7 protein-coding genes are annotated in these 11,473 nt (G+C 59.9%); 3 read left to right on the top strand and 4 right to left on the bottom strand.

Translation table 11 applies throughout. The features are described 5' to 3' along the window. Positions 1 to 212 precede the first annotated feature (212 nt). Entirely contained in the window at positions 213 to 1,550 is a 1,338-nt protein-coding gene (locus AC1DF8_RS28440) for an epoxide hydrolase family protein (RefSeq protein WP_478155855.1), read from the bottom strand. A gap of 250 nt (positions 1,551 to 1,800) precedes the next feature. Here AC1DF8_RS28440 and AC1DF8_RS28445 point away from each other — a divergent pair, with 250 nt between their 5' ends. Further along, the gene (locus AC1DF8_RS28445) at positions 1,801 to 2,184 is read left to right on the top strand and encodes a nuclear transport factor 2 family protein (RefSeq protein WP_018115323.1); all 384 of its coding nucleotides are present in this window, start codon (positions 1,801 to 1,803) and stop codon (positions 2,182 to 2,184) included. A 69-nt stretch (positions 2,185 to 2,253) separates the two neighbouring features. Here the strand turns inward: AC1DF8_RS28445 and tkt are convergent, their stop codons facing one another. Next, on the bottom strand, positions 2,254 to 4,284 hold the full coding sequence (gene tkt / locus AC1DF8_RS28450) for a transketolase (protein WP_478155856.1): 2,031 nt from the start codon (positions 4,282 to 4,284) through the stop codon (positions 2,254 to 2,256). A gap of 167 nt (positions 4,285 to 4,451) precedes the next feature. Next, positions 4,452 to 7,478, bottom strand: coding sequence for an alpha-mannosidase (locus AC1DF8_RS28455; protein ID WP_478155857.1), 3,027 nt, complete (start codon positions 7,476 to 7,478; stop codon positions 4,452 to 4,454). A 212-nt stretch (positions 7,479 to 7,690) separates the two neighbouring features. Here AC1DF8_RS28455 and AC1DF8_RS28460 point away from each other — a divergent pair, with 212 nt between their 5' ends. Beyond that, positions 7,691 to 8,827, top strand: coding sequence for an ROK family protein (locus AC1DF8_RS28460; protein ID WP_478155858.1), 1,137 nt, complete (start codon positions 7,691 to 7,693; stop codon positions 8,825 to 8,827). Between the two features lie 16 nt (positions 8,828 to 8,843). Here the strand turns inward: AC1DF8_RS28460 and AC1DF8_RS28465 are convergent, their stop codons facing one another. After that, positions 8,844 to 9,890 carry a Gfo/Idh/MocA family protein gene (locus tag AC1DF8_RS28465; RefSeq protein WP_478155859.1) on the bottom strand — a complete coding sequence of 349 codons (1,047 nt, stop codon included), beginning with the start codon at positions 9,888 to 9,890 and terminating at the stop codon, positions 8,844 to 8,846. 276 nt (positions 9,891 to 10,166) lie between these two features. Here AC1DF8_RS28465 and AC1DF8_RS28470 point away from each other — a divergent pair, with 276 nt between their 5' ends. Further along, complete coding sequence (locus AC1DF8_RS28470) at positions 10,167 to 11,465, top strand: extracellular solute-binding protein (protein ID WP_018115328.1); 1,299 nt, start codon at positions 10,167 to 10,169, stop codon at positions 11,463 to 11,465. Positions 11,466 to 11,473: the final 8 nt, after the last annotated feature.

The raw sequence follows: 11,473 nt of genomic DNA on the forward strand, positions 1-11,473 counted from the left end.
GAGGCCGCGCCCCTGATGAGTTCTGAGACTTGCTAGCCCCGGCGCGTAACACCGGAATGACAGGAGGAAACAAAATGCACACGTGTGCTAAGCTGCTTTCCGATTTTTGCCAAAGCCACTGATGACGGCATCTGGGCGAAGAGGGCGTGAAATTTTCAGGTCACCTGTTCGGCTGGGGTGGCCCTCGCGTGAGGGCCACCCTTTCGATATTGTCAGCGTACGGACTTGAAAGCGGCTCTTACTTCTTCGGCGAAGAGCTGCGGCTGCTCCCAGGCCGCAAAATGCCCGCCTTTCTCGACCTGATGATAGTAGGTCAGCGAGGGATAAGCCTGCTTGGCCCAGCTTTCCGGCGCTTGATAGATCTCCTTCGGGAAGACCGTGATGCCGACCGGGACCTTGATGTCCTTCGTCTTCTGCGTTTCGGCACTGAAGTTGTTGTTGTTGTTTTCCCAGTAGAACCGCGAAGACGATGCGCCGGAGTTCGTCAGCCAATAGAGCGTGATGTCATCAAGCATTTCGTCCTTGGAGAATACGCGTTCAGGAACGCCGCCGCTGTCGCTCCACTGGGCAAACTTCTCGTAGATCCAGGACGCCAGGCCAGCCGGCGAGTCGGAAAGCGAATAGCCGATCGTCTGCGGCCGGGTCACCATTATCGCGCCATAGGCAGCGTTTCGTCCGAAGAAGGTGCTCAGGGAATTATAGGCGTCCCGCTCCGGCGACGACAGGCTCGCAGGAGCCGGGTCCCCGCTGTTGATAGCCTTCATGAGGTCGCCCGGCACCGTCGCGGGCATATTGAGATGGATTGCCAGCAGACCCTTCGGCGCCTGACGCGCCAACGCATCGGAGATCACCGAACCATGATCGCCACCCTGAGAGACATAGTGGTCATAACCGAGCCGTTTCATCAGGACATCCCAGGCGCGGGCAACCCGGTCCGGGCCCCAGCCCTGTTCGGTCGGCTTTCCGGAAAATCCGTAGCCCGGTATCGATGGGATGACGACGTCGAACGCATCTTCCGGCCGGCCGCCATATGCGGTCGGGTCCGTGAGAGGGCCTATGGTCTTGATGAATTCAAATATCGACCCCGGCCAGCCATGAGTCAGAATGATCGGGAGAGCGTTAGGATGGCGCGAACGAACATGGATGAACTCGATGTCGACACCGTCGATCGTGGTGACGAATTCCGGCAATGCATTGAGTTGCGCCTCGGTCTTGCGCCAGTCGTACTCTGTACCCCAATAGCGAACAAGATCCTGAACGCGTGACAGTTGAATACCCTGGGAGTCGTCGCCGACCRTCTCCTTGTCCGGCCATCGGGTGTCGGCGATGCGCCTGCGCAGGTCGTCAAGCTGCGACTGCGGCACGTGGACCTGAAACGGGCGGACACTTTCGTCCGCGCTCACCGCTGTTGTGGCAACACTCGACGCAAGATCGGCGGCATCGACCGGAAGTGCATAGATCACCGGAACGAGCAACAGAGAGCCAAACGCCATGGCGATCGCTCGATCGGAAACACTACGCCGAATTGAAACATTGTCGGCCTTGGTCATGAAACACTCTCCTTCAATTGCTGCCACATTCGCGGCGCCTGTTAACGGAGAGTGATTTCAGGGGTCCACGTGTCCCAGATATTTCGAAAATCGGCTGAAATGTATCAGCGTGTACCGGCCCCGCGCTGATACGCACAATCAGCAAATTGCCGGCAGCTCTCGGCAAGCGTATCCTTCGAACGATCAGCGATCGAACTCACCATTTCGGCGCCCTGAGGATGAGGGCGGCAAACGAAGGTTGGAGATCCCATTGAAAGATCAAACGGTGCAGGAAAGATTGGAGCGCCATTGGCGGGCTTCGGACGCGAGCGATTTCGATGCCGAACACGAGATCTATCACGACGACGCCTTGCTGGATTATCCGCAATCAGGAGAGCGGATTCGCGGTCGGCACAATATTCAACAAAGCCGGTTTGTTCAGCCAAACAAGAAGCGGTTCACCGTCCGACGAATTGTCGGTAACGGCGATCTTTGGGTCACCGAATTTACACTCACCTATGACGATGTACCCTCATACGTCGTCAGCATCATGGAATTTCGCGACGGGCTGGTGGCCCATGAAACGCAATATTTCGCAGATGGTTTCGAACCATCGCCGTCGCGAGTACATCTTACAGAGCGGATGACGAAATAGTCTTGTCCCTGATAATGCATAAGCGCCGAGAGCAGTTGGGATCACAAATCGTCCGCGATCGCCAACAACTCACCGACGGCGGAGACCCAGCGTTCCCCGCGCGGCTTTCACAACTGCGTCGGTGGTGATGTCGAATTTCCTGTAGACATCGTCGATCTTGCCGGACGCGCCGAAGCTGTGCATGCCGACGAATCGGCCATCGAGCCCGATATATCGGTCCCAGCTATCCTGGACGGCGGCCTCCACCGCGACGCGCGCGGTCCCGTCTCCGAGAACCTCACGCTTGTAGTCCGGTGCCTGCGCCTCAAACAGCAGCTGGCACGGCATGGACACGACCGCGGTCGGAACGCCTTCCGCCTGAAGCCTCGTCCTTGCTTCGACAGCAAGGTGCAATTCCGATCCCGTCGACATGATGGTCAGCTCGCGCGCGCCCCCTTCAGCCTCGAGCAGAACATATCCGCCCTTTGCCGACAGGTTGAGTGGGCTCGGCTGCTTCCTCAGAAGCGGCATGGGCTGGCGGGACAGAGCGATCAGGGCTGCCTGCCGCGGGGCATCGAGAATGGCCTGCCAGCATTCCGCCGTCTCGATCGGGTCGCCCGGACGGAACACGGCAAGGCCCGGAATGGCGCGCAGCGCCGTCAGATGTTCGACGGGCTGATGCGTCGGTCCATCTTCGCCGAGACCGATCGAATCATGCGTCATCACGAAGATCGAACGCACCGCCATCATTGCCGCCAGCCGGATGGACGGACGAGCGTAGTCGGAAAAGGTCAGGAAGGTGCCGCCGTAAGGGATCAGCCCACCGTGAAGAGCAATTCCGTTGATGGCCGCGGCCATTCCATGCTCGCGCACGCCATAATGGATATAGGATCCATTATACTGGCCCGGCGCAATTTCGACCATGGATTTGGCTTTCGTATTGTTCGACGGTGTGAGGTCCGCCGATCCGCCGAGAAGCTCCGGCAGGGCTTCGGCAAGGTGGTTGAGAACAATCCCGCTCGCCTGTCTGGTCGCCAGATCCTTGTCGGCAGACAGAAGCTCCTGTTTTGCTGCTTCTATTGCGCTGGTCCAGTCTGAAGGCAGCTCGCCTTTCATGCGGCGCTCAAAGTCAGCGCGAACATCCGCCTTCGCGGTCTGGACCCGGACCGCCCAGGCCATCCGGGCGTTGCGTCCCTTGGCGCCGATCTTCCTCCAGTCTTCCAGCAGGCCGGACGGGATCTCGAAGGGAGGCGCGGTCCAGCCCAGAATCTTGCGGGCGCCGGCAATCTCCTCTTCGCCCGGCGCGTCACTATGAGCCTTCTGCGTACCGGCGCGCGTCGGAAAGCCGAAACCGATTATGGTCTTGCAGGCAATCAACGACGGGCGATCGGTGACCCGCTGCGCTTCGACGATTGCGTCGCGGATGGCGTCCGTATCGTGTCCGTCAATCTCCTGCACATGCCAGTTCGATGCACGGAACCGCGCCGGCTGATCGTCGGATTCCGCCAGACTTGTCGCCCCGTCGATCGAGATCGAATTGTTGTCCCAGAATGCGATCAGCTTGCCGAGCTTCAAGTGGCCGGCGAGCGATATGGCCTCCTGGCTGATGCCTTCCATCAGGCATCCGTCACCCAGGAACACATAGGTGTAATGACTTGAAAGATCGTCGCCAAACCTGGCGTTCATGATGCGCTCGGCAAGCGCAAAACCGACCGAATTGGCAATGCCCTGGCCGAGCGGCCCGGTGGTCGTCTCGATGCCCGTCGCATGGCGATATTCGGGATGACCTGCCGTCCTGCTGTCGATTTGACGAAAGTTCTTGATCTGGTCGATCGTCATATCCTGATAGCCGGTCAGGTAGAGCAGGCTGTAAAGCAGCATCGAACCGTGCCCATTGGAGATCAGGAAACGGTCCCGATCGAACCAGTAGGGGTCCTCGGCATCGAACTTCAGGAATTCGGAAAAAAGTACGACGGCAATGTCCGCCATGCCCATCGGCATGCCGGGGTGCCCGCTCTTGGCCTTCTCGACGGCATCCATCGAGAGAAACCGGATGCAATCGGCCATGTCGCGAAGGTGCTGATCGCGGGGCGCCGGTACGGATTTTACGGATTCCGTCATGATCGTTTCCTCGGGTCTGGTGAAAGGACAGACCCGAAGATAGTGCCCGATACGAACTGGGCCACTGCGACATGTTGAAATCCGACCAAGAACATCATCATCCGGTCGTCATCTAGCCGCCGAGGCCTCCTGTCCGCATCCTCTCCGGACAGGCGCTGCGATCGCGATCAGCTTTGTTGCAGCCGCCAGGTCCGGATTTCAAACGGCATGATGTCGGCAGGGCCTGCACGTTCGATCGGCTCTTCGAGGATGTTCAGAGGTCCCGAAGACTGCCAGCCGGAGGGCAGGGCAAGCGAAAGCTGCCCGCGGCGGCCTGCCGGCTCGTAAAGCCGCAGGATAAGGCCCTCTCCATCCTCCGCCGCTTTCAGTCCCGAAAAAGCGACCGGTATGCCCTCGACGCCGAGCGGCGACAGCGTGCCTGCCGAGAGCCCGGTTGACTCGCCGGTAACGAGCGGCTGGTTGAGATCGATCGCCTCCTGCAGGACCCCGCCTTCATGCCAGGCGCCCTCATGCGGCATCAGCGCATAGGTAAAGCTCTGCTCGCCTTCGTCGGCGAGCGGATCGGGATAAATCGGTGAGCGCACGAGGCTCATGCCGATGACATTGCCGCGTGCGCTATGCCCGTATTTGGCATTGTTCAGCAGCGCGACACCGAAGCCCGGCTCGCTGAGATCGACGAAACGGTGCGCCGCAGCTTCGAACATCGCCTGTTCCCAGGAAGTGTTCGTATGCGTCTGGCGCTCGACGATACCGAAGGCGCATTCGAAAGTGGCTGTACGGGACCGCACGGCGACAGGGTTCAGTGTTCTCAGCAGAGTGCGCCGGTCGTGCCAGTCGATCGTCGTTTCGATATCGAGCCTGCGGCCATTCGCGGTCAGCACGTAAAGCTGGGTGACCGTCGAGTTCCGGTATCGATGGACGACACGGATCGCCGCGCGATGCGGCCCCTGTTCGACAAGTGTGATGCTTTCGGGCTTGTCGAGGCGGACGGCCTTTTCCGCATAGTCGGCGTCGACATCCCATGCGTCCCAGTTGCGTGGCTTATCGGCCGGATAGACCCAGAGCTGATTGGCGCCGCCTTCGACCGCCTCCCTGCCCGTTGCCTTGTGGACGAGGCTCGAAACGGCGCCATCCTTGCCGATGACGACAGACAGATGTTCGTTCTCGAGGCTGTGCGCATCGGCTTTCAGCATGCCGGCCGGCTTCAATGCCCTGCGATCGAAGACTGCGACGGAAAGCGGAGCGACAATATCGGCAGATGACAAGACCGTTCCATCCGAAAGCCTGGCTGTCAGGGGTCGCGGCGCGAGCGACGGATTAACGGCAATGACCGCGTCCGTCAGTCCGCCTGCCGGAAGCTGGGACGACAGCGCCTTCAAAGCCCTGGCCTGATCTGCCCCGGCATTGACGATCACGCCGTCAAGCTCCTGCTCGGCATCTATATAGACCTCGCGAATGCTCGAGCCCGGCAGGATGTCATGAAACTCGTTCTTAAGGACGACACGCCAGTCCGCTTCCAGGCTTTCCGGCTTACCGGCACCCAGCAGATGCGCAAGTGAAGCGATCGTCTCCGCCGTAATGAGCGCCCGCTCGGCCTGCCGGTGCTTGCGCTTGACGCCGCTTTGCGAGGTCAGCGTCGCACGGTGCAGTTCAAGGTAGATTTCCCCGTCCCATACCGGAAGCTCTTTTTCCTCCGCGGTACGGTGGGCCTTTTCGTAAAAGCCCTTCACCGTGCCCCAGCGCGCACTCGGGATCGCCGGAAAGTCGCGCAGTTGCACTTCGCGCTCGACCATTTCAGGTGTCACGCCGCCGCCGCCATCGCCATAGCCGACTGCCAGGAGCGACGTGTCGTGCTGCGTCTTGCCGCGGAAATTCTTCCAGGTCGGCACGAAGCAATCCGGCTGCACGAAACCATTATAGCCATGCATGGGATTGTCGAATGTGTGTGTCAGAACCTTGCTTCCATCGAGGCCCTTCCACCAGAAAAGATCGGATGGAATATGATTGGTCTCGCTCCAGTTCACCTTGATGGTGAAGAAGCTGTCGATTCCGCCGAGCTTCAGGATCTGCGGCAAGGCGCCCGAAAAGCCGAAACAGTCAGGCAGCCAGCAGACCGTGTGGCGCAGGCCGAAATGTTTTTCGAAATAGCGCTGCCCATAAAGCACCTGCCGCGCAAGACTTTCGCCGGTCGGCATGTTGGTGTCGGGTTCGACCCACATTCCGCCGACCGTTTCCCATTTGCCCTCGGCGACCTTCCTCTTGATACGCTCGAGAAGCTCCGGATCGTCCTCTTCCATCTGCGCATAGTAATGAGCGGTCGATTGGTTGAATCGGAAGTCGTCCGACCGCTCCATCAGCGAAAGCGCGGTATTGAAGGTGCGGCGCATCTTCCGGCGGGTCTCGCGATAGGGCCAGAGCCAGGCAAGGTCGATATGGGCATGGCCAGTCAGCAACAGCTCGCCATTCGGCGGGAATCGCTTCTGAAGCTCTTTCAGACGCGCGACCAGCTGATCATAGGCCGCTGCGGCCGAAGCACTTTGTGTTTCCGTCAGGCCGGCCGGGTTTTCCTGCAGTTCCGGCAGTTCCCAGATCTTCTGCTGCATGACCGCACCGGATGTGCGCGAAATATAGGCTGACGTGTCCGAGGGCCAGTCGAGGCTGCGCAGCACCTGTTCGGCCGCCTCGATGAGGTGCGGCAAGACCTCATGGTTTTCCAGCACATCGGCGGCTTCGCCGAGCTGCCGCAACAGAAGGTGCAGTTTATGGACCGGTTCATCCAGCCAGATCAGCCGCGCCCTGTTGAGCTTCGGCGCCCGGTTCGGCTCACCGAAGGGAAAGCGTGCAACGCTTTCGGTCGCAATTGAAAACTCCCTGCCCTTGATCGGGAATTCCTGATGGTAGGGGTCGAGACCGAATGTCTCGGCCTCACCGCCCGGATATTGCAATGTGATCAAGCTTTCGCCGCCGAGATCGAGCTGCAGCCGAACCTGTTCGACTGGCCAGTCGCGCGGTGTGGCCGCGGATGCCGCGAAATGAACCGTTCCGTTGCGGTGCGGCCAATCCTGATGATGGGCGATCGGCTCGCCGTCGAAGGTCCAGCCGTCGATCACAACGCTTTGCCGGTCGCGCCAATGAGCAAGCTCTGCTGTGCGGACTTTCAGACGATCGAGACGTTGAGCGATAGTGAGAGACATGACGGGTCCTATTGGAAAATAAGCAACTGACGGGCGGGGAGAAAATCAGGTCGCGCAAATGAGCCGCAGGCGCCGCGTCCCGTCTCCTCCAACCGAAACGCGTGGCGGCTCTTAGATTAAGTAACTTTGTTTTCACGTCAAGCGCACAAGAAATAAGTTGCTAGAGTTTTGCCTGTGATACACAAGCATTCAGGTGCTTAGGGAAGACGGTCATGCGGTATCTTCGATCCGGGCCGCGGCGACGTCAGGCAGAGGAAACGGCCGTTACGCGGGGTAAAACAATCGGTCTGCGGTCGGGAGAAATCGCCGACAGAAATATCCGCGTCATCCTGGAAGCGATCCGCCGACATGGTCCGTTGACCCGGACGGAACTTGGCCAGCATTCCGGGCTTACCGGTCCGGGCATCACCAATATCCTGCGACGCCTGAGTGACGGAGGATTGGTGACGTCGCACCGCCGCAACGGCGCGGGCAACAGCGCCACGGCGGCGGAATTTGCCCTGCGGCCGGATGGAGCCTTCTCGATCGGTATCAGGGTTCGCCAAAGCCGAGGCGAAGCGGTGCTGATCGATCTCAGCGGCCAGGTCCATGATCGCGAATATTTTCCCCTCACCCCGGCAACGCGCGTCCCGTCAATCCTTTCGGTAACGGAAAACATGATCGGCCGGCATGTCGGCTTGCCGATCATCGGCCTGGGGATCGGGTCCAATGACTGGACGGCAGCGGAAAGCGATGAACTCGACGCAGCATCGACGCTTCCGGCCAGCCACGTGGAAAACGAGTGCACCGCAAGCCTGCTTGCCGAGCGCACCATCGGCGCGCCTGCCCCCGAAGGCGGACTGGCGATGATCATAATCGATGAAGATGTCCAGGCCGGCTTCCTCGTTCGCGGTATCCCCTATTCCGGTGTTCACGGACGCGCGGGCAGTATCGGCGAAATGCTGACCGGCCCCGACAATGTCCGGCTGAACGCCGTGGTCGGCTTCGGCGCCCTGCGCGCACTGGTCAGCGCGGACGAGTTCGGGCGGCTCGTCGCGGGCGAGGAGCCGTCTTCGCCTCAATTGACGCAGTGGATCCGCGATGCCGCAAGCCACCTGCTTGATCCCATCATCGCCATGGCCGGCTTCATTGCGCCAGGTGTCATCATGATCGGCGGCGACCTGCCGCGAAGCGTCATCGAAGCGCTGATCCACCAGCTCTCCGTCGAACGGCGCGACACATCCAAGCGTCCCTTCCTGACGCCATGGATTTCGCCGATGAAGCCGGCAAGCTTCAGTGGCGGCGGCGTGGCGCTAGGGGCGGCATTGCTGCCCTTCCTCAACACTCTGCTGCCGCCGGTATCAGCCTGAACCGGCCCAAGTCGGCTCAGCCAAGCGCCTCGTCTCCGTGACTGGCATCCGAGGCAAGCGCCTTGTCGAGCACCTTCTGGATATTCGCTGCGCGGCGGAACGACGGTTCCTGCGTCTTGCCCGCCCTCACCGCCTGCACGAAGCGCTGGTAATTGGTCTCGACCGGGTCGAAGGGAATATCGCGCCATGTGGCGGTGTGAACGTCTTCACCAAGGCAGGCGCGAAGCGTCGACTTTCCTGTATCGTAGATCATCTCGACCGAGCCTGTCTCGCCATAGACCCGGAGACGCAACTGATCCATCTGGCCGGCAGCGGTTCGCGTCGCCTGGATGGTGCCAATCGCCCCGGTCGTGAAGTCGACATTCATCGTGAAGCTGTCATTCGCATCGAGATCATATTCACCGATCTTGTGGCCCGGTGCCTTGTTGAAGGTCTTGAGCCGCGCAAAGACATGGGCGACGTCCAATCCCGACCCGTAGGACGCGAAATCGACGATATGGATGCCGATATCCCCGAGCGCGCCGTTCGAGCCGTGCTTCTTGCTGAGCCGCCACAGCCATTTGCTTTCTGTTTTCCAATCGCCCCAATGGCGCCCGACGAGCCAGCTCTGCAGGTGCGATGCCTCGACATGTCTGATCTCGCCGATCTCGCCGGCAAGGACCATCTGCCGGCCTTTCTGCAGGGCGGGAGAATTGCGATAGGTGAAGTTGACCATGCCGACCTTGCCGGCCTTTTCGATAGCATCGGTCATTTCCATCGCCTTGGTGGCGTCAGTCGCCAGCGGCTTTTCGCAGAAGACATGTTTGCCGGCCGCGATCGCCTGGAGTGTCGTCGGGTGGTGAATGCGGTCAGGCGTGACGTTGGCAACGGCATCGAACTCGCCCCACGCAAGAGCTTCTTCCAGCGAACTGAAATGGTTGGGAATGCCGTGTTCCGAACAGAAGGCCGCCAGCCGTTCCGGAACGACGTCGACGCCGCCCACCACGCTGACGCCGTCGATCGCCTTGAAATTTGCAGCATGCTGGTTGGCCATCCCGCCAGTGCCGAGAATGAGTAAGCGCATCTTATCCTCCATAGATGTCAGGTTCGGCCACCTCACGCAGCCGGGCAAAGAACTCACGACGCCATTGCGGACGCCCGAAATGGCTCGATTTTCTGTGATCGGGAAATGCGGCTGGCGCGCGCTAACTTGTGTTGAATGTCGCCGGCATCTCAATCCTCCCAAGCTGCGGCTTGACATCAAATCAAAGTAACTTAATCTAATTAATGCAGCATGGAATTGAGGAGAGGTCAACTGACCACCAGGCTGTATCCGTTTAAAATGGGGAGGAGACCCATCATGAAGAGAGCGTTCATCGGCGCATTAGCGCTGAGCACAATGTTATTTTCAGTGCCTGCCGCATTTGCCCAGGAGCTTGCGACAAAAGACAGAATCGGCGCTGCCGACGCACCAAAAACCCTTGTCGTCCGGCTCACCAACGACAGTCCCAACAATGCCGATCCGGCAATCGCCGAAGGCTATCAGAAACTTTTCGTCGACTTCATAAAGAAGCATCCCGACTGGAAGCTGCAGATGCAGTTCATGTCGGCCGATATCGGCACCGAACAGGCCAAGATGCTGGAACAGGCCAAAGCCGGCAACGCTCCGGATTGCGCCGCAGTCGACTCCTTCGTGCTCTCGCAGTTCATGGTCAACCATGTGCTTGCCGACTTCACCCCCTATTTCTCGAAGGAAGAAGTCGCCGACCTGTTCCCCTTCATCCGCGACGGCATTACCGACAAGGACCAGACGATCCGTGCATGGTGGTGGGATACGGATCTTCGCGTGCTTTACCGCAATAAATCCATCGTTGCCGATGCGCCGCAAACCTGGGACGACCTGAAGAAGGCCGGGCTTTCCTCTGTCGAACAGGGCATGGAGGGCATCCTCTTCAATGCCGGTCGCTATGAAGGTTCCACCTTCGATTGGCTGGCGAACTACTGGGCGCTCGGCGGCAAGCTCGTCGACGATTCCGGCAAGCCAATCTTCGGTGAAGGCGAAAACAAGGAGAAATTCCTCAAGGCCCTGACCTATTACAAGGACCTCGTCGATTCCGGTGCAGCGCCCAAACGCGTGACGACCATCGGCAACTATGACGACCTCAACGCCGCCGCGGCAGCCGGAACCACTGCGCTCTTCATCGGTGGCAACTGGCAATATGCCCAGCTGAAGGTAACGCTCGACGAAGAGGAGTTCAAGAACTGGACCTTCTCGCCGATCCCCGGCCCGACCGCAGATCAACGTTCGACGGGCACCGGCGGATGGACGATCGCCTCCTTCAGCAAGGACAAGGACAAGGTGGAAATGTGTGCCAACCTTGCCCGCGAGGTCTATATGGGACCGGCCAATGCGCTGCAGCAGCAGCTCCCGACGCGCAAGTCGCTCTTCGACAAATATGATGTCTTCGCGACCGAAGCCAACAAGACCTTCGCCGGGGCTCTCGTCGATGGTCAGGCTCGTCCGGGCGCCCCGATCTATCCGGAAATCTCCAACCAGATCCAGATCATGATGGGCGACGTGCTGTCCGGCACCAAGAAGCCGGAAGAGGCACTGGACGGCGCGTTCAACGCGACGATGGAGGCTTACAAGCGTCTCTGACGATTGAG

This window comes from Rhizobium sp. 05N49 (assembly GCF_056396805.1).